We start from the raw sequence: 20,335 nt of genomic DNA on the forward strand, positions 1-20,335 counted from the left end.
ATCGCAATTAGAATGGCATTTTCATCCCTGGAGGCATTTGCATACCACCAGTTAACGCGCCCATTTTTTCTTTATTGGTTTCTTCAACGCGACGTACTGCATCGTTAAATGCTGCAGCAACCAAGTCTTCGATCATGTCTTTATCGTCTTCCATTAAACTGTCGTCAATTTCAACACGACGCACATTATGGTTACCTGTCATCGTAACTTTAACCATGCCAGCACCGGCTTCGCCAGTAACTTCCATTTTAGCGATCTCTTCTTGAGCTTTCGCCATTTTTGCTTGCATTTGTTGGGCTTGCTTCATTAAGTTGCCCATGCCGCCTTTCATCATAGTAATCTCCAAAAATAGTTTGCTTACATCGGCAAACATAGATACGTGTGGTTATTATACCAATTTAATTAAGTATGTGGTCTACTTTTTCATTAGGAAAAACGGATAAATACAAGGCATAAAATTTAGTTAGTAGTTACTCTACTAATCAATTTTATAACGCAGTAGTTATTCGTTTTAACCATTAAAAATGAGCAGATATTTAATCAACTTGGTATTGCACCTACAGCAAGCATTAAGGTTAAGTGTTTGCTATTGGCATTATTTAAATTAAATGTAACTGCTTAAGATATAAATGGTGCCTTAATCAGTTATTACAATGCTTCAATTGAATTTTGATCAACAAAGGCACTAAATTGTTGCTCTAAAGCTTGCACAAAATCATCACCCGCAATTACGTTTTTGGCGTAATCTAAGCGTTTGTTGTTAATGCAGCTTTGAATATAAAATGGTGTTGCACCAGCGTCATCGACAGCATTTATTTGTACGCTGGTTTCTTGCTTCTTCAACGCTGAATAACAATCTGTTATTTGGGTTAATGCCGCGCCAGAACATAAATGCTCAAATTTTTTGTCTAAATTAATCAGCAATATACTGTCTGAACTTTCCTCATCCATATTAGCATTTAGCGCCAGTTGTCGTACTCTTCCGGTTAATCCCATGGCATCTATCGTATTTGCCCAGGCATCTATTTGATTGGCATTGCGGATTAAAGCGGGGTCGATAACCGATTGATCGAAGCTGCTACTGGCAATGCTGTGAACATCAGGTAATGTTGTTTCAACCTGAGCAACAACATTGTTGGGTTGAGTATTACCTATTGCATGTTGCTCTGAACTTGCATCACTTACCGGGCTATCTTCTTGCCAAGGCAAATCAATTGGTTCTGCAGGTTTAATGTTATCTTCAGTAGCAACGTTGGTATGCGATGCTGCCTCAGCTTGAGGAACTGCTATGTCAGGATTTTTAGGCCCAACATTAGAGCGAACCTTAAGCTTGGCTTCAGACTTTTTTGCGCCCTCGCCCTCCGCGGCTTTTTTACGACTACGCAACATATTGCGCGTGGCCAGCATTTTTTCAACATCAGTCCCGGCAGGGTTTGGCTCTATTGTTTCACTCTCTGGCGTTGCTACTTCTGTAGTTTGCAATTCAGCTGTACCGGCTGGAGGGTTTTGTGCTGTTGAAGATTGCGCAGTAGAGTTTTGTGGCTCAAATGCTTCTGCTTGTGCAGTATGTTGTTCTACAGGTGCCTGTTGTACGTTAGCTAATTGCTGCTCGGCTTGCACTTCAAGCTGTTGTTGTTCGGCGTTTAAATCGGTAATTGATTTATCTGCATTGCGATCCATAGTCAGCGTTTCTGGCAGTTTTTCTTGGTGTAAGGCCTGGCCTTCGGCTAAAGATTGTTTTTCGGGTTCAACAACTTCAGGCGCTGCTTCAACCATAGCTTGCGGTTCAACGTCTGATGATAATTCTACTTTTACTTCTGTTTTATCTGCAGTTGTGCTGTTCGCCTCGGCTTGGCTTACTTCGGTCTCTTCTGCTGCCTCATCAACTTTTTCGGCTGAACCGGTTAAAGCTGCGTCATTAATATCTGTATCGTCAAAATCAGTAGTATCGGCTGGGGCTACAGGCATAGAGGTGGTATCTGCCAGAGTTGCGGGCTTAAAAGCCAACATGCGCAGCACGACCATATCAAAACCAGCTTGTTCATCGCTGCTGTACGATAAATCTTTTCGTCCGTTTAATACGATTTGATAATACAATTGTACGTCTTCAGGTGACATAGCCTGTGCAAACTTGCTTAACAATGTTGCTCGTTGGTCATCTACATCAACCGAGTTTGGCACCAACTGCCAAAGCGCGACTTGATGTAAAAGCTGTAACAATTCAGCTAATAATCTATGATAACTTGGGGCAAAACTAGCTATGCTTTTACTAAGCTCGAGCAGGCCTTTCGGGTCTTGCTTAATTAACGCGATTAATATTTTATAGACCCAGTTTTGATCAACACCGCCGAGCATTTGCTGAACATTAGCAACTTCTATGTGGCCTTGACCTTGAGCAATGGCTTGGTCGGTTAAGCTCAAGGAGTCGCGCATACTGCCGCGTGCAGCCTTGGCAAGCATTGCTAGGGCGCCATCTTGGAAGGTAACTTGTTCTGCGGTTAAAATTTCATTTAGCTTAGTTTCAATTTGCTGTGGTGTTAACGCTTTTAAATGAAACTGCAAACAGCGCGATAAGACCGTTACCGGCAACTTTTGCGGATCGGTTGTCGCTAAAATAAATTTTACATGCGGTGGTGGCTCTTCTAAAGTTTTCAGCAACGCATTGAAACTGTGCTTAGACAACATGTGCACTTCATCAATAAGGTAAACCTTAAAGCGACCACGTGTTGGCGCATATTGCACGTTATCTAAAATTTCTCGGGTATCGTCTACTTTCGTGCGCGAGGCAGCATCTATCTCAAGTAGATCAACGAAGCGACCGGCATCAACATCAACACACACATCACATTTGCCACATGGGTTAGCGCTTATGCCTTCTTGGCAGTTTAAACTTTTGGCAAAAATTCGAGCTATGGTAGTTTTACCCACCCCGCGCGTACCAGTAAATAAATAGGCATGATGCAAACGCTCTTGCATTAGTGCATTAACCAATACGGTAACCACGTGCTCTTGGCCCATTAATTGAGAGAAGTCTTTTGGTCGCCATTTACGAGCAAGTACTTGATAACTCATATTATTGTTTAATCCTGCAGCTTAGTTGTTTTCATTATTATTATTTTTACGCTTGGTTAATACGGCAGATATAGCCGTTTAGTCGCCCAAGTAGTCAACCATGGTATATACACTTATATCAAGCTTTGCCAAGCGTTTATCACCTTGTAAATCGGGTAAACCAATCACAAATGCAGCCTCTTTTACCGTGGCACCGGTTGAACGAATTAACTTGGTTGTTGCTTCAATAGTACCACCCGTAGCTAATAAGTCATCTACCATAAGTACTATATCATCACTTTCTAATGCATCTTGATGAATTTCTAGCGTATCTTGACCATATTCTAAATCATAGTTTTGCGAGAACGTTGCTCTAGGCAGTTTTTTTGGTTTTCTAACGGGCACAAAGCCTACGCCTAATGCTAACGCTAGCGGCGCTGCAAATAAAAAACCTCTGGCTTCAGTACCGGCTACTTTGGTAATGCCAGTATTTTGATAACGCTCGGTTAAACGATCAATACATAATTGGAAGGCTTCGGGTTGATCAAGAATACCAGTAATGTCACGAAACATTATGCCTGGTATTGGATAATCAGGCACATCACAAATTACGCTTTTAAGGTATTGTCTATCTTGCTCTGTCATCATAATTTTAATTGAATAAAGTTTGATAACAGGATAATAGATCTTAGGATATTTTTACAGTTACATTTTCAACAATTAAGTGAATAGCTTGAGGTTTATGCAACTTCGCTGCTGTACTCAATTAACTTACGAACTTCAGCTAAAAATTCTGCATTTGAAATTGGCTTGCTTAATACTTTATCAGCAAAGTGTACTTCTGTAATTTGATTAACTGTTTTAAGATCTTGGGTGGTTAAAAACAGAATGTTGCCAGGGGTATTGTCGCCTAACGAGATCAAGTTTTTTACGAGTTGCGGGCCATTCATTAACGGCATAAGATGATCAACAATGCACAAATCAAAACGTTGTTGTTGTGCTTTGTTATAACCATCTAGGCCATTAATCGCTGTTGTTACCTGATAACCTGCCGTGGTTAGAGTTTGATTAAGCTGCGCCAATACTGGGGCGTTGTCTTCAACCAATAAAATACTCTCAGTCATTAACTATTCCTTTATAACAATAAACGTTTACATTTCGCATTAAATTAAGTACGTGCACCACTTAACTTATCCGTAGTTGTACCAACCCATTAACATAGGCAGTAATGGCATTGCTACCATAACTGTTAGGGCTATAAACAAGTGACGTTTTGAAGTGCTTTCTTTAAATGAGTTATCTGCTGACATTATAATTACTACCGTTTAAAAAATCAGCGCGCATAATACACGAACAGACTATTATTTGATATAGATCAAATTAAATATATTGCCGGTTAACAGTTTATTTGCAACAAATGACCATTTAGGGCAAGGCCCATTAACAGTCAGTTAACATTTAGCTGTATTTATTGATAAATTCCTAGGGGTTTAAGAGGTATTTTTATTGGCATTATTGATACTCATTTTTGTCATCCGGTGCTGGTGATTAATCTTATGGTCACAAGCAAATTCAATATTGTATCCTGGCAGCTTTCATTTTATCTTCGCTGAAATAAAAAAAGTCGGCATTTGCCGACTTCTATATAGTTTAAAGTAACCGTATGGTTAATTACTCACCACATTTTTTTTCTTTTGACTTGGCTTTGCCTTCACCGCATTTACCTTCGCCGCATTTACCTTTGGCTTTCGCTTTGCCTTCACCACATTTGCCTTCGCCGCACTTGCCCTTGGCTTTACCCTTGCCTTCACCACATTTGCCTTCGCCGCACTTGCCTTTGGCTTTCGCTTTACCTTCACCACATTTGCCTTCGCCGCACTTGCCTTTGGCTTTCGCTTTACCTTCACCACATTTGCCTTCGCCGCACTTGCCTTCTTTTTTGGCTTCTTCAGCTTCAAAATCAGCAGAGGCTACAACATTTTGAGCTTCAAAAGGATTAGCTTCAGCTTTCGCTGGTAAGCTGGCAAATAATGTTAACATCAGAGCGCTTAAGGCTGCTGTTAATAAATAGTTCTTAAATACTTTCATAATTATCTTCCTAAGTTTTATTAGAGACACCCAGTCTAAGGTTATACCAATTCGATTAAGTTTTATTAATTATCACAAAATAAAAAAACTTAGCCGACTTGGTATCGATGATACAGACCAAGGATACTATTAAATAATTTCACTAGATCAAGAAATTAGCAAGTTTTTAACAAAAACAAAGAGTAATAAAATATTAACAGCTTAAAAAACAGACAATATAGAGAGGTAGATAAAAGACTAGTTTCGCTTATATAAAACAATAACCAAAAACAAAGCACTAGAAATTGTCATGTAAAAGGTATTAAGTACCGACGCATCCAACAAGGTTAAGTAAGTACTAAAGGCTATTAGCAACATAAAACAAAGCGCCATACTAAACTGAATTTTTTTCTGGGTCATAGTAGAAAACAACATTTTAATTCGATCCTTATTAATAATACCTATTTAATTATTTTGTTGTTTTTATTATGTTTATTTAGACATTTTTTTCATTTAACTAGTTGAATGAAATTGATAAAAATAGCGGCAGTGCTAGTCCAACGTTAGTGTTCCATACCAATAAAGTCCACATTATAAAATAATTTCCTTAGACACGCTTTATAACACTGCCAGAGTCATCTCATTTGGTCGGAAATTTTTGAGTAAGGGAGTCTCATAAATTCCTTTTAACTGAGATTGTATTCATTACCAATGAACACTCTAAAAGTAAAAGACACAGCGGCTATTTTGTCAAACCAGAAATTCTGAAAAAGTGTCATTTAAACCAAATTAAATGACAAACTTATGAATTAGAAGAATTTTATTTTTTAAATTAATTTACTCCGGATACCTTAAAGCTTTTTAACTTACTTAGGCCCCATTATTTAAATCTCTAGGAAAACATCAACAACTTTCAATCCCCGTACGTGATAGTTTATTTTCAGCAAAGTGTTAATTTTTTTTTATTCTATTAAATGCTTTTTTATAGCAAAAAAGTTTTTGCAAGCTGATAAATTTTTACTAATATTTAAATATAAATTTGCAGTGCGGTAAATTTATAACATCATGCAAAGTAGTGTTATCCATGGTTAAGGAATCTCAGATAATATTACATTAATCACAAATCTATTGATTTAGATATAATTTTTGCATGATGGATACATTAACAGTAAATTAGCTAAGGACAGACTCATGGAACGTATCAGCACATTCATATTGTTAAATGCGATAAACCAAAAACAGGGAATCAATTTCTTTCTATCACAATTGAAGCAACGCTCACCTGGTTCACTGTTGACTTGCCATTTTGCCTACAAGCCAAAAACCCCAAAAAATTATTGCAACTACCCACTCACCGGTTAAACAGCAATATTTGTTTAATGCACATAAATCTCTCCGGAGACAATAAACATTAAATAATGGCTCCGGCCCTCGATAATTTTTAACACCAGAAGACTAAGTATATTCATATTAATTGCATCATAAATATCGTGCAATTAACCATATAAACTTAATTGTGTTAAATATTTTTTAACACACTGCAGTATCAATGTTAAAAACATCAGTTTCGTAAAACAATTAGCCGTTTGTACTGATTAAACAGCTTAATTGTTTCGAATAAAGTTAAAGGATTAACTTATAAACAAGGACAATCCAAAGGAATTGGATTTTGCAGGATGCATAAGGAAGACTGCGGCCAAGGATGGCCATTACCAATTTGATTAATTAAATACTGCTGATTATTCATTTTGAAAATCAGTAAATAGATTACTCAACTTGGTATAACAAAGGATTCGCGGAGCAAAGCAAGGTACAGCTTTGTTCGAGTAGGCCAGCACTAACGTTTAAACGTTGCTGTAATGCTGTTCTAGCCAGGGTTGGCAAAGCATTTTAATACTTAAAAGCCTTGAAGGAACAAAGCTTTTAAGGGAGATTCAAGAGGTGTATTACTCATATTTAACAAATAAATTATTTTAACAGGAGTGAAATAATTTATAGCTAAGAGCAATTTCATTAACATGAGCAGTTAATTAGTGAGCTTGAGATCTACAGCGTTGTTTATGCGGTACCTCTTACCTTTCTTCCGCCGGTTTATAATACCAGTTCGCGTAATGATGTGATCAATTGAGAATGATATATACAGTTTTAGAACAACTGAAATTTTAAATAGATAGTTATTCATATCTTTTTGAAATTTCAGGAAGTTATCAAGCTTTATATACATACCTGAAGGGGCACTCATATGTTGTTTATATGAGTTACTCAATGACCAGATAATTATACGGATTGGTATAAGTACGCAAATTGTGTCAACGTTAATAAGCAAAGGAATTGCATATGCCTAGAAAGCCACGAATTTACCTAGCCGATAAAACGTCCCATATTTATCTATGCGGCAATAATAAGCAAAGCTGTTTTTATTGCACTGCCGATTATCAATATTACTCAGCCTTGCTCTGTAAAGGTTTGCGCAAATATAAGGTGCTCTTGCACGCTTATGTACTGATGGAAAATCATATTCAATTATTATTAACGCCCAGTTGCAATAAAGGTATTGCGAGCCTTATCCAATATATTTCAAGCAGTTATGTCAGGTATATGAATAAAAAATACCAGCGCAGCGGCTCTTTATTTCAAGGCAGGCATAAAGCCAGTATTATTGATGCCGACAATTATTTATTAGCCTGTATGAGATTTATCGAATCGGAGCCACTAAAATCAGGAATAATTTCTCATCTTGGCCACTATCCTTATTCTAGTTACACGCAAAATGCAGTTCATCAACAACTATCTACGCCACAAGTGGCAGTTAGCCCGCACAGCCAATACATTCATTTAGGTAATAATTTACTGAGTCGAAAAAGCAATTACCAAAAACTGTTTTTACATAGCAGCCATCAGTATTTAGACACTTTGATTATTGAACGGTTAATGCACAACTTCCCTATTGGCGATCAATTTTTTATTAAACACATTGAATCATTACACCACATTAAATTTAATAAAATGAAGCCAGGTCGGCCGTCAAAACCGGTGAAATTGATGTTGCCGGTAATATTTTGTTAGAGCCAACGAACATAGATAGAGCAATAATGAAGCGGCTTATTTTTAAAGGCATTAAATGCTTTCCGACGCTAATCACAACCTCAATAATCACTGGAAAATTGATTTTTGAGTAAAAAAGGTATATTTTTAACTCATGTATAATTTTGAATTCGATGATATTAAAAGTAAGCTGAACTTTGATAAACATGGCATCAATTTTGAGGATGCACAATTACTTTGGAATGATCCGAATCTTGTCGAAATCCCAGCCAATACTGAAGACGAAATTCGACATATTGTAATAGCTAAAATCAATGGTAAGCATTGGTCTGGCATAATTACTTATAGAAGAGAACGTATCCGGATTATATCGGTTAGGCGTTCAAGAAAAACAGAGGTAAATTTTTATGAAAGCTACTGAATTTGATAAAAAGTTTGATAATGGTGAAGACATTTTCGATAATTTAGATTTGTCAAAAGCCAAAAAACCATTACAAAATCAGAAACGAGTAAATGTAGATTTTCCAACATGGATGATTGACTCTCTTGATCGTGAAGCAAGTAGAGTTGGAGTAACAAGGCAGTCTATTATTAAAATTTGGTTGGCCGAGCGTTTAGAGTTGCAATCAAACCCTATCAACCATAAATAATCCCTAAAAATGTAAACCTATTTCAGGACGGGACAGTCATAACAAAAAAGGATCTGCCAAGCAGATCCTTATTATTTCCTACAATAAACACCATTTATATTTAATCGCGTTTGTAGTAAGCAAAAATATTTATAAGCTGTTTAAATACGCTTTAAATTCTTCAGCCAGTTCAGGGTGGCGCAAGCCGTATTCTACATTTGCTTTTAAGTACCCCATTTTGGTACCACAATCGTGAGACTTACCGGTCATATGAAACGCTTCAACTGTTTCAATGTCCATCAATTTAGCAATGGCATCGGTTAGTTGAATTTCATCACCTGCGCCTGGCATAGTTTGCTCAAGTAACGCCCAAATTTTACTTGATAACACGTAGCGACCAACCACAGCCAAATTAGATGGGGCTTCTTCTTGTGGTGGTTTTTCAACGATTTTAGTCATGGTACAAGTTTCACCAGGTAATACCGCTTGACCGCCGCAATCAACTACACCATAACTGCTTACCAACTCCATAGGTACAGGCTCTACCATAATTTGGCTGGCGTTAGAGTCTTCATAACGAGCCAGCATAGCGGCAAGGTTTTCAGTTTTTGGATCGGCTGCTGCATCATCAATGAGTACATCAGGCAATACCACGACAAATGGTTCATCACCAATAATTGGTTTTGCTTTTAATACTGCATGGCCTAAGCCTTTGGCTTCACCTTGGCGTACATGCATTATGGTTACGCCTCTAGGGCATATTGCTTGTATTTCATCAAGCAACTGACGTTTTACTCGTTTTTCTAGTGTTGATTCAAGCTCGTAAGATTTATCAAAGTGGTTTTCAATGGCATTTTTAGACGAATGAGTCACTAACACAATTTCTTTAATACCGGCAGAAATACATTCGTTTACTATGTATTGGATCAGCGGTTTATCAACCACAGGCAGCATTTCTTTTGGAATAGCCTTGGTAGCTGGCAGCATACGCGTGCCTAAGCCGGCAACAGGAATAACGGCTTTTTTAATGGCTGAATTTTTTGATAATGGCAAAACGGGTGTTCCTTGTGATTATTATTGCGATAGTCCTATACCCAGCCAGCTCAAAATGTAGCTTGGGTATTTATCGTTAGGGGCGTAAGTATAGGCTAAATAGATCAGAATTTTAAGTGTTGCAAGTGCATTAATACGTCAATCATTAATAAAATACTCCAGCATCTCATTTACGAATTATTGTACTCAAATCAGCACCTTTGGTTAAAAACAGTAAGCTAATCTGATTCAAATCAAAGGTTTTACATAAATAAAGATTTAAGCTTGATGCAGATAAAAGGTAAATACATTTACAACAAAGAGGCTTAACATGAAAACGATCTTAGTCATTGCTGATCCAAACTTTGAAAAATCAGTTGCCATTAAACAGGCTTATAAACTTGCACAAGTTTATTCAGCCAAGTTGCATGTGGTGTACTTTTACTATGAAGACGTTCATGGCTTAGGCACTAAAGGCGAGGCATTCAAAGAAAGTCTTATTGCTCGTATGGATGATAAAGCCAACGATCAACTGGCAGAGGTATGTGACAATAATAATCATACCTATGAAGTCGTCTGGGAAAAGCATATTCATACCTGGGTAAATCATTTTGCTAAAAATGAACAACCGCTAATGGTGGTTAAAACCGGTAACCGCAGTGAAACCATGTTTTATACCCCGACCGACTGGCATTTAATCAGAGAATGCCCAGCGCCAGTATTAATTGTAGCCCAAGATAAATGGAGTAAAACACCAGATATATTAGCTGCTGTAGACCTACAAACACAGCTGCCCGATAAACAAGCATTGAATCATAAAATACTTTCAACAGCCGCAAGCCTGGCAAGCAAGTTAAATGTACAGGTACATGTGTGTTTTACACCGCTATTTTCACCGGTTTTGCGTGATTTTGGCCTACAATATAAAGATGAAGTTGAAGCGCAGGCAAGAAAAGATTTAAGCGCCACCATAGTGGCACTGAGTGAACAGTACAAAGTTCCGCTAGATAATTTTCATATTCATGCGGGTAAACCTGAGCTAGTCATCCCTTCTATGGCGGCAAAATATAAAGCTGGCATAGTCGTTATCGGCACGGTTGGCCGAAAAGGCATTAGCCAAAAATTGTTGGGAAATACTGCCGAAAATATTTTAAGTTTTCTGAAAACCGATGTATTAGCGCTAAAGCCTTAATAAGAGAGCCTGAACAAGTATACGTAAAGGCTAACCCTAAGCATTAATTCTAACGAATAGAAGTAACAGTATGAAAAACAGCATATTAGTAATTTCAGATCACCAAGAGCAAAATTACACCGCTATTTTGCAAGCTGCAGAACTGGCAAAGGCATATAACTGCAATCTACATATTGTAAACTTTTGCTACGAAGACTTACGCGGAGTTGCCAATATTGAAGACGCTCAAAACAAGGTGGTACATAATCTGCACGAGCTTAACGCCCATAAATTGGTTAATACGTTGCAAAACGTGGTGGAATACAACTTTGAAACCGTATGGGAAAAAAACATTCATATTTGGGTGAACAGCTATGTAAAAGAACATAAGCCGCAGATGATTGTAAAAACCGGTCATCGCAGTGAAGCCTTGTTTTATACCCCTACCGACTGGCACATCCTTAGAGAATGCCATGCACCAATATTAATTGCTGCCGATCAAAAGTGGCATAAAGCAAGAAACGTATTGGCAACTGTCGACTTAGAAACGGAATTAACAGAGCAAAAACAGCTCAATGAAAAAGTGCTTAAAAACGCCAGTATCATCGCCAAGCAAATAAACGCTGACTTGCACATTTGTTATACCGTGCCGTTTTCACCATTACTAAGAAAGCTCGGCATAATTAATAAAGACAAATTAGAAAATGAGCACAAAGCAGAGCTACAAGAAAAATTAACGTTATTGGCACACAGCTATGGCATTAAGCCTGATCATATTCACATTAAAGCCGGGCAGATAGATAAAGTTATAACCTCAATCGCAGCAAACTGCAAAGCAAGCCTGGTGGTGGTTGGCTCCGTCGGCCGCGCCGGTTTAGAGCAAAAACTTATTGGCAACACCGCAGAAAGCATACTAACCCTGCTTAAAACTGACGTATTAGCTATTCCGATTTAATAGGGAGGCTGAAGCCTCCCCTTCTCATTCCCGCACTCAACTCCCTTGTCATTCCCGTATTCAACTCCCCTTGTCATTCCCGTATTCAACTCCCCTGTCATTCCCGCACTCAACTCCCCTGTCATTCCCGTGAACGACTCCATGGAAGGAGAAGGTACGACGATATGGATATCGGAGGTAGAGCACTGTCGGGAACAAGTGCCGAGAGCGACGCATGGATGCCAAAGCCGAGACAGGAACCCATGCTTTAAACTATATTATGGATACCCAATACCCGAACGAGCCGGGCATGACATAGCCGGGTATGACGGCTTTTTGTATTGAAGCGCCAGCGTATTGTCCACTAATTATGCAATATATCCAGTATCTGCTTAGTTTTACGCTGCATTAACTCAACGTTGCCTTTGCTCTCAACATTAAGGCGCACGACAGGCTCGGTATTAGAGCTGCGCAAATTAAAGCGCCACTCTCCTTCCCCACCTTTAAATTCTAACGATATGCCATCGGTTTCATGAACTGATACAGCGTCTGTTTCAAATGCAGATCTTACTTTTTCAATGGAATATTTTGGGTCATCCAGCGTAGAGTTAATTTCTCCTGATGAAGGAAACAGTGCAATTCGCTCTTTCACTAAGCTTGATAATGGCTTACCACTAACACTTAGCAGTTCTGCAACGAGTAACCAGGGGATCATGCCCGAATCACAATAGGCAAAGTCTCTAAAATAATGATGGGCACTCATTTCACCACCATAAATTGCATTTTCTTCACGCATGCGCTCTTTAATAAACGCATGTCCGGTTTTGCTCATAATGGCTTTACCACCAGAGCAGTTAACAATGTCTATGGTGTTATAAGTCAGGCGAGGATCGTGAATTATCTTTTCTTTGCTATGCAGAGACCCTGAAACAAGTTCAGGGAGTGATCTACTGTTGTCTCCATCAGGCTCTCCACCACTTGCTGAACTTGTTTCAGGATCTCCACTTTCTTGTTTTAAAAACGCCTCGGCGAGCAAACCAACAATATAGTAACCTTCAATAAAGTTACCTTGTTCATCAAACAAGAAACACCGGTCAAAATCGCCATCCCAGGCAATACCCATGTCGGCATGGTGTTTTAACACTGCATTGCTGGTATCCGCTCTACATTCAGGTAATAATGGATTAGGAATACCATTAGGGAAACTCCCATTGGCTTGATGGTGCACTTTGATGAATTCAATATTTACCCCGCAAGTTTGCAAACAGTGTTCAATAGCATCAAGTGCAGGGCCCGCAGCGCCATTGCCTGAGTTAACCACTAATCTTAACGGTTTTAACTTTTCCGGCTTGATAAACTCAAGCATATGCTTGGCGTAATCAGCTTTTAAATCACGCTGCTGATAATTTCCTCTGGGCGCTGGCTCTACAGCATAACGGCTATTGCCAAAGACGTCATAGCCTAAATCCCCCCGGCCTAAACCGTCACAGCCTAAATCCCCCTTGTCTACCCCCCCCTTGTCTAAACCACCACGTTCTATACCGTCATTCCCGGCTTGTTCGGGAATCCATTTCGCCCCTGTTCCTAACTTACCAGCAAGTATTTGCTCAGCCTTTTTCTTGATCTCAAATAAACCACTATCACCAGAGATTGGTTTAGAGCCATCCCGCACGAGTTTCATACCGTTATAATCTAACGGATTATGGCTTGCAGTAACTTCAATACCGCCATCAAGTCTTAAAAATTTTGTAGCAAAATAGATCTCTTCGGTGCCGGTCATGCCAATATCGACAACATCGACACCTTCGGCCATTAAACCATGTGCTATGGCTTGTTTTAATGCATGTGAAGTTAAGCGGATATCGCCGCCAACAACGACGCTTTTAGGTTTTATCACTAAAGCAAAAGCACGGCCAATGGCATAGGCAATGTCTTCATTTAACTCTTCACCAAGCTTACCGCGAATATCGTAGGCTTTAAAACAGGTTAACTCGATCACTATTCTTTTATCCGGCCGTAACGATCCTCTAATCGAACAATATCATCTTCGCCTAAGTAACTACCGGTTTGTACTTCAATTAAGTGAATTGGATTAAGCCCGGGGTTCTCCAGCGCGTGAACCGTACCTATTGGAATATAGGTAGACTGATTTTCAGTTAACAAGAAGGTTTTATCGCCGTTGGTTACTAGGGCAACGCCAGATACTACTATCCAGTGCTCAGCGCGATGATGATGCATTTGAATTGACAGCTTTTCACCCGGATTTACAATAATATGCTTCACTTGATACAACTCACCTTCATCTAAACCATCATAGCGGCCCCAAGGCCGGTACACTTGTCGATGCAAATTGGCTTCAGGCCTATTTGCCCTTTTTAATTGCTCGACAATATTTTTAACTTCTTGTACTTTGTCTTTAGCTGCCACTAAAATCGCATCTTTGGTTTGTATAACAATAGTGTTTTCAATGCCTACCGTTGTAACTAAGGTATTTTCAGCCAATATTAAATTATTAGCAGAGTTATGACTTAGCACATCGCCCTTGTGCACATTGTTATTTGAATCTTTAGCAGAAACATCCCAAATGGCTGAAAAGCTACCTATATCGCTCCAGTTAGCATCAAGAGGGACAACTACAACAGAATCAGAGCCTTCAGCATTGCAAAGAGGTTCCATCACCGCGTAATCGATAGACTCAGCCGGGCAATCAACAAAGCTCTGTTTATCTATGCGCACAAAATCTAAATCAGCTTGTGTATCTACTAATGCCTGTTTACAGCTTTGTAAAATATCTGGGCGGCATTTTTCCAGCGCAGCTACATAACGACTGGCTTTAAACATAAACATGCCGCTATTCCATAAATACTCACCCGATGCTAAATAGCCCTGTGCAGTGGCTTCATCAGGTTTTTCAACAAATTTGGCAACCTTGAATCCGTCCGCGATCCCTACTCCCTTTCTGATATACCCATAACCCGTTTCAGCATGGCTAGGTACAATACCAAACGTAACTAATTGCCCCTGTTCGGCAAATATAACGGCTGAATTCACCACTTGTTGAAACCTCGCGGTATCACCAATTTGATGATCAGCCGCCAATACTAACAATATTGGATCTTTACCTTTATCTAATTCATTTAACGCCGCCAAAGCAATCGCTGGCGCAGTATTTCTACCTACAGGTTCAAGCAATATACAACCCAATTTATCAATGGCTCTTAATTGTTCTGCCACCACAAAGCGATGCTCTTCACCGCAAATAGTGACAGGTAGAGACACATCCAGCCCAGCTAGTCGAGTAACGGTATTTTGGATCATACTATGATCAGAATTGATTTTGAGAAATTGCTTGGGATACAAGGTTCTAGACAATGGCCACAGCCTAGTGCCGCTACCGCCAGCCATAATGACAGGTTTGATCATAAATAATTCTTATTGTTAACAAGTATTGGTTTAAATTTAGTTCATCAGATTCGAATTGCGAATCTCGAAGTAGTTATATAAGCGCGGCATATTCGAAGCCAGTTTTTTCAGTCGTTGCCGAGCACTACTCCAATGTTATTACCGCTTACAACTCCAACGTCATTACCGAGCACGACTTTATGGAAGGAGAAGGTACGACGACATGGATATCGGAGGCAGAGCACGGTCGGAACAAATGCCGAGAGCGACGCATGGATGCCAAAGCCAATGCGGGAATCTATTATTCTGGATCCCGCAACAAGTACGGAATGACATCTAACTTTTCGTCATTCCGTCATTTCGTCATTCCCGCGAAGGCGGGAATCTATTCTTATGGATCCCGCAACAAGTACGGAATGACATCTAACTTTTCGTCATTTCGTCATTTCGTCATTCCCGCGAAGGCGGGAATCTATACTTACAACAATGGATTCCGCAACAAGTACGGAATGACATCTAACTTTTCGTCATTCCCGCGAAGGCGGGAATCTATTTTTATAGTTCCCCGTCTGCACGGGGATGACAGTTGTCGCTTTATCGTTTTTAACTGTCAGCTTTTAATCCGAACCAAACAAATCCCGGGTATATACTTTCTCAGCTACATCCGCTAATTCATCGCTCATACGGTTCGACACAATTACATCAGATATTGTTTTAAACGCGTCTAAGTCACGATAAACGGTTGAATAAAAAAACTCATCTTCTTCAAGTACCGGTTCAAATATAACAACCTCAATACCTTTCGCCTTGATGCGTTTCATAATGCCTTGAATGCTTGACGCCCTAAAGTTATCAGAGCCAGCTTTCATAATTAAACGATAAATGCCAACAACCCTAGGCTGTTTGGCGATTATCGAGTCAGCAACAAAGTCTTTACGGGTAGTGTTAGCATCGACAATAGCGCTAATAATGTTATTCGGCACAGACTGGTAATTAGCTCTTAACTGCTTGGTATCTTTTGGTAAACAATAGCCACCATAACCAAATGAAGGATTGTTATAGTGGTTGCCAATACGTGGGTCTAAGCCAACACCTTCAATAATACTTTTTGAATCTAAGCCAAGAGCTTCAGCGTAAGAGTCTAATTCATTAAAGTAAGCTACACGCATTGCCAGGTAAGTATTTGAAAATAGCTTAACCGCTTCCGCTTCGGTACAGTGGGTAAATAGCACATCAATGTTTTCTTTTATTGCGCCTTGTACCAGAAGGTTGGCAAATATACTGGCGCGCTCACTTTCTTCACCAACGATAATGCGCGATGGGTGTAAGTTATCAAAAAGCGCTTTGCCTTCACGTAAAAATTCAGGCGAGAAAATAATGTTAGTACAGTTAAATTTAGCCTTAACCTCCTCAGTAAAACCAACCGGCACCGTTGATTTAATGACCATTACCGCACTAGGGTTTAACGCTAAAACGTCTTTAATAACCGCTTCAACAGAGCTTGTATTAAAATAATTAGATACTGGGTCATAATCAGTGGGCGTGGCAATAATGACAAACTCAGCACCTTCAAAAGCAAGCTTCTTATCTAGGGTAGCTTTAAAATCAATGTCTTTATTTGCTAAAAAGTCTTCTATTTCAGCATCAACAATGGGAGATTGGCGGTTATTGAGAAGCTCAATTTTTTCGGGAATAATGTCTACTGCGACCACTTCATTGTGTTGCGCTAACAACATAGCGTTTGAAAGACCTACATAGCCAGTACCGGCAATTGCAATTTTCATAATTTGCTTAAAATCCTTATTATTTTATGCACTAAAGTTTAACACTTAATATTTAAATGAGGTAGGTGTTACTTGAGACTAGCTTAATTCATTCACGATAACCAAGCTCTCCTCCACGAATAGGCCAAGGCTAGTTGCTAAGTTTTAATTGGATATTATCCGCAAGGGGCTATTTTTCGGCTTCGTGATCCGTTACTAATCTGGTTGGCGTGAATGAATGCTTCGCATAGAAATCTATGCAAACGATTTGTATTCGCGCGTTATGGCGAAGCCACTTTCCCCTTCGGGGATGACGTCCGAAAAATTTCGGACCAACCGTCATTGTGGCGAACGACCAAATGGGTTTTGCAGTACTACAATGCAAAAATCCCCGAACGAGTCGGGGAGGTATTTGCTATCTAGAGATATTGTTTGTTAAAACGGCAGGAAGTTAATGGTGTAGTTCAGCTCGGTTTCATTAACATCTTTAGCACCAAAGTTAATTAGCTTAATGCGAGCAAGGAGCTTATTAAGAAACTCTTGCAAGTCTAAATCGCTGTTTTCAATGTTTACCGATTGCACCGTACCGTTGGATAAAATAATTAAACTAACCGTTACATTACCTTGCAAGCTAGGGTCTTGGCGTAACGCCCGACGATAGATTGAATATAATGCCCCTTTGTTTTTATCAAATATTTTGCGAATTGATTCAGTAGTACGATTACCACTGGCAATTTCGCTGGCACTTAAACTTTCGGCTTCAGCTTCACCTTCGCCACCTGCGACGGCAACACGAGCAGTAAACTCAGTCGTTTTTCTCCCCGCCAATTCAGTACCTGATCCTACATCAGTAGAAAGAGAACCCGCTTTAACACCACCACTGGTACCAGAAGTTACTCGGCCAAGTAATACTCGCTCAGTATCTTCTGCTTCGCCTGCGCCGGCAACTAAATCGTTTTTAGCTAAACTGTCAACATCAACCGTTTCACGCATTGCACTCAACTCATCAGACAAGGCTAATAAACCAGAGTTTTGCGCTTTTTCTTTAGCTGATGCTTCTTCTTCCTGGCGAGTTGGTACTGGCTCAGGCTCAGGTTCAGGTTCAGGTTCAGCTTCAGGCTCAGGTTCAACCGGTTCAGGCTCTGCTTCAGCAATTAGCTCTGGTTCTGGCTCTGGCTCAGGTTCAACAATTACTTTACGCTCTTGTATTTTAACCAACTGTGGCGGTAACTGTTCTTTCTCTTCACGTGTTTGCTCTGGTAGTTCAACAACAGACACAAGAAGGGTAAACAGCATAGTCGCGGCTAAGAACCCCGTGGCAATACGGTTAAAGGTACGGTTATCTTCGTGTTTTTGCCAGCTAGGTAAATGGTCTTGTTCAATCATATTCACCATTAACCCGCCTCCACACTAATTGCCGGAGTTGCTTGCTCATTAGTTGCTTCAACAGCGTTTTCTAACTCCGCATTTAACAAGTCTTCATCACTTTGCCCAGGCATTTGCTCTACTGCCAATGAAATATTGGTATAGCCTGCAGATGCCGAGGTTTGCATGATTTTTTTCAGCAACTCATATGGTACCGATTTATCGGCCATTATGTTTATGCTGCGGCCCATTTCAAGCTCGGCATCAGTTAACTGGCGTTTACCCGCTTGATAAACAAGCTCGTCGTTAAGCTCTTTAACAATCACACCATCACGGTCTGCCAATTCTGTTACCGAAATAATCTTACGGCCTTGCAAAATGACATTCTTGTTATTAATAGTAATAATTAAATTATCTTTAGCGCTTTCATTAGAAGCCGATTGCGGTAATTCAATTTCCTTATTGTTTTGCAACACTTGCACATCTGAGGCATTTACCATCAAAAAGAATACCAAAATAGTAAAGATATCCATTAGTGATACTAACGATAACTTCGACGTTTTTGATGAACGTTGGTGATGGCGTTGCATGCGCTTAGCTCTTACAGATTGTTTCATTTGCTAGCTCCTTGCGCATCTTCTGATACATTAGCCGGTACATTTACTGCGTCTGGGTTAGCTACCGTTAGCGCATCACCTAATGAAATATTAGGGAATAACTCAGCATCTACTACAGAGGCAACAACAACAGCTTTGTACGAACGTGATTTATCCATTAACGTCACTATGGTTTGATAATCAATTTGTGGCTCTAACAACAAAGACAAATCGTTTTTATCTATACCTTGCTCTATTAGCAATTGTTTCACTTGCTTTAAGGTTTGTACCAAAGAGTCGTAATCGTAGTCACCATCTTTCGACGGTATGGTTTTTAACAGGTAACTTTGTGGGTAATACACTTCAATTTGATCGTCTCTAACCATCAACTCTAATTGTTTTACCTGTTCTTCATCACTTTCAGTTTGTACGCTTGGGTCGGTTAACTCCGGTAACTTAAGATCTAAAACGGTAATATGTGAAAATACCATCATCATCAAAAGCACCGGCACTAACACGATCATCAAATTCATAAATGAGGTGATATCGAGTTCAGCTTCCTGACGCTTGATCCGGGGTTTCCTTAACATAATGTCAGCCCGTATTAATCAGTTGTACGTGATTTTGAAGAAACCGTATTGTTACGGCTGATCAAGTTTAAAAACTTAACACCAGCCATTTCCAGGTTATCTACTATTTCAGTGGTTTTAGTTTGTAGCACTGAATGACAAAGTAATAATGGAATGGCGGCGATCAAACCAAATGCAGTGGTGTTCATTGCGACCGAGATTGAGTCAGAAAGTAGTGACGCTTTTTCTGAAGGATCAGCACTTGCTACTGCCGAGAACGCGGCAATTAAACCAATGATAGTACCTAATAAACCAAGCAAAGTTGAAATATTAGCCAACGTTGCAAGGTAAGAAGTGCGTTTTTCTAAACGTGGTAATGCTTCCATTACACCTTCTTCCATGGCAAATTCAATTTCTTCACGACGTGGGGTTTGATTCATTCGACTAACACCCGCTTTAAAGATGTTAGCAATCGCTGAATCACTTTCTACTCTGGCAATACCTTCAAAGTCTGAGTGCTGCAACATTGGCGTGATCTTATTCATGCTATTACCGTTTGCTTTTGACATTTTAAATAAATAAATGGCACGTTCAACGGCAATGGCTAAGCCTACAGCCAATACGATAGCGATTGGGAACATGAACGTTCCACCTTCTTGGAAAAAACGAATAATTGTATCAAACATAGTATTACTACCTTTCTATTGTTAA

At 39.5% G+C, this 20,335-nt stretch carries 18 protein-coding genes; 5 read left to right on the top strand and 13 right to left on the bottom strand.

Translation table 11 applies throughout. From position 1 onward, the window contains the following. Positions 1-7 precede the first annotated feature (7 nt). The 5 genes from RI844_RS06860 to RI844_RS06880 all read right to left on the bottom strand — a co-directional run bounded on the left by RI844_RS06860 (position 8) and on the right by RI844_RS06880 (position 5,139). Positions 8-334: a YbaB/EbfC family nucleoid-associated protein gene (locus RI844_RS06860; protein ID WP_348397700.1), complete on the bottom strand. Its 327-nt coding sequence runs from the start codon at positions 332-334 to the stop codon at positions 8-10. A 314-nt stretch (positions 335-648) separates the two neighbouring features. Continuing rightward, positions 649-3,072 (bottom strand): DNA polymerase III subunit gamma/tau, encoded by a 2,424-nt coding sequence (dnaX, locus tag RI844_RS06865; RefSeq protein WP_348397701.1) that lies wholly within the window; start codon positions 3,070-3,072, stop codon positions 649-651. A 78-nt stretch (positions 3,073-3,150) separates the two neighbouring features. Then, on the bottom strand, positions 3,151-3,696 hold the full coding sequence (gene apt, locus RI844_RS06870; RefSeq protein ID WP_348398326.1) for an adenine phosphoribosyltransferase: 546 nt from the start codon (positions 3,694-3,696) through the stop codon (positions 3,151-3,153). 95 nt (positions 3,697-3,791) lie between these two features. Next, on the bottom strand, positions 3,792-4,175 hold the full coding sequence (locus RI844_RS06875; protein WP_348397702.1) for a response regulator: 384 nt from the start codon (positions 4,173-4,175) through the stop codon (positions 3,792-3,794). A 547-nt stretch (positions 4,176-4,722) separates the two neighbouring features. Beyond that, a complete protein-coding gene (locus RI844_RS06880; protein ID WP_348397703.1) occupies positions 4,723-5,139 on the bottom strand; it encodes an HvfA family oxazolone/thioamide-modified RiPP metallophore in 417 nt (138 codons plus the stop codon). A gap of 2,316 nt (positions 5,140-7,455) precedes the next feature. On the opposite strand from RI844_RS06880, the gene RI844_RS06885 reads away from it, so the two are divergent. From RI844_RS06885 to brnA, 3 genes are all read left to right on the top strand, one after another. Beyond that, complete coding sequence (locus RI844_RS06885) at positions 7,456-8,184, top strand: transposase (RefSeq protein WP_348397704.1); 729 nt, start codon at positions 7,456-7,458, stop codon at positions 8,182-8,184. 133 nt (positions 8,185-8,317) lie between these two features. After that, entirely contained in the window at positions 8,318-8,584 is a 267-nt protein-coding gene (locus RI844_RS06890; protein WP_348397705.1) for a BrnT family toxin, read from the top strand. Beyond that, on the top strand, positions 8,571-8,813 hold the full coding sequence (gene brnA / locus RI844_RS06895) for a type II toxin-antitoxin system BrnA family antitoxin (protein WP_348397706.1): 243 nt from the start codon (positions 8,571-8,573) through the stop codon (positions 8,811-8,813). Before RI844_RS06890 ends, brnA begins: the two co-directional genes overlap by 14 nt. 129 nt (positions 8,814-8,942) lie before the next feature. Here brnA and galU read toward each other — a convergent pair whose 3' ends face one another. Then, on the bottom strand, positions 8,943-9,845 hold the full coding sequence (gene galU / locus RI844_RS06900; protein ID WP_348397707.1) for a UTP--glucose-1-phosphate uridylyltransferase GalU: 903 nt from the start codon (positions 9,843-9,845) through the stop codon (positions 8,943-8,945). A 310-nt stretch (positions 9,846-10,155) separates the two neighbouring features. Here galU and RI844_RS06905 point away from each other — a divergent pair, with 310 nt between their 5' ends. Next, complete coding sequence (locus tag RI844_RS06905; RefSeq protein WP_348397708.1) at positions 10,156-11,016, top strand: universal stress protein; 861 nt, start codon at positions 10,156-10,158, stop codon at positions 11,014-11,016. Between the two features lie 70 nt (positions 11,017-11,086). Then, a complete protein-coding gene (locus RI844_RS06910) occupies positions 11,087-11,950 on the top strand; it encodes a universal stress protein (protein WP_348397709.1) in 864 nt (287 codons plus the stop codon). Positions 11,951-12,293: 343 nt separating this feature from the next. On the opposite strand, the gene RI844_RS06915 is transcribed toward RI844_RS06910, so the two are convergent. From RI844_RS06915 to RI844_RS06945, 7 genes are all read right to left on the bottom strand, one after another. Continuing rightward, complete coding sequence (locus tag RI844_RS06915) at positions 12,294-13,925, bottom strand: phosphohexomutase domain-containing protein (RefSeq protein ID WP_348398327.1); 1,632 nt, start codon at positions 13,923-13,925, stop codon at positions 12,294-12,296. Positions 13,926-13,927: 2 nt separating this feature from the next. Continuing rightward, the gene (locus RI844_RS06920) at positions 13,928-15,352 is read right to left on the bottom strand and encodes a mannose-1-phosphate guanylyltransferase/mannose-6-phosphate isomerase (RefSeq protein ID WP_348397710.1); all 1,425 of its coding nucleotides are present in this window, start codon (positions 15,350-15,352) and stop codon (positions 13,928-13,930) included. A gap of 596 nt (positions 15,353-15,948) precedes the next feature. Continuing rightward, entirely contained in the window at positions 15,949-17,115 is a 1,167-nt protein-coding gene (locus tag RI844_RS06925) for a nucleotide sugar dehydrogenase (protein ID WP_348397711.1), read from the bottom strand. A 414-nt stretch (positions 17,116-17,529) separates the two neighbouring features. Then, on the bottom strand, positions 17,530-18,489 hold the full coding sequence (locus RI844_RS06930) for an AgmX/PglI C-terminal domain-containing protein (protein WP_348397712.1): 960 nt from the start codon (positions 18,487-18,489) through the stop codon (positions 17,530-17,532). After that, on the bottom strand, positions 18,489-19,076 hold the full coding sequence (locus tag RI844_RS06935; protein ID WP_348397713.1) for an ExbD/TolR family protein: 588 nt from the start codon (positions 19,074-19,076) through the stop codon (positions 18,489-18,491). Before RI844_RS06935 ends, RI844_RS06930 begins: the two co-directional genes overlap by 1 nt. After that, positions 19,073-19,645, bottom strand: coding sequence for an ExbD/TolR family protein (locus RI844_RS06940; RefSeq protein ID WP_348397714.1), 573 nt, complete (start codon positions 19,643-19,645; stop codon positions 19,073-19,075). The genes RI844_RS06935 and RI844_RS06940 overlap by 4 nt, the downstream gene beginning before the upstream one ends. 14 nt (positions 19,646-19,659) lie before the next feature. Next, on the bottom strand, positions 19,660-20,310 hold the full coding sequence (locus RI844_RS06945) for a MotA/TolQ/ExbB proton channel family protein (protein ID WP_348397715.1): 651 nt from the start codon (positions 20,308-20,310) through the stop codon (positions 19,660-19,662). Positions 20,311-20,335: the final 25 nt, after the last annotated feature.

Origin of the sequence: Thalassotalea fonticola, from assembly GCF_032911225.1 — a bacterium.
In the GTDB taxonomy this organism is placed as follows: Bacteria; Pseudomonadota; Gammaproteobacteria; order Enterobacterales; family Alteromonadaceae; genus Thalassotalea_A; species Thalassotalea_A fonticola.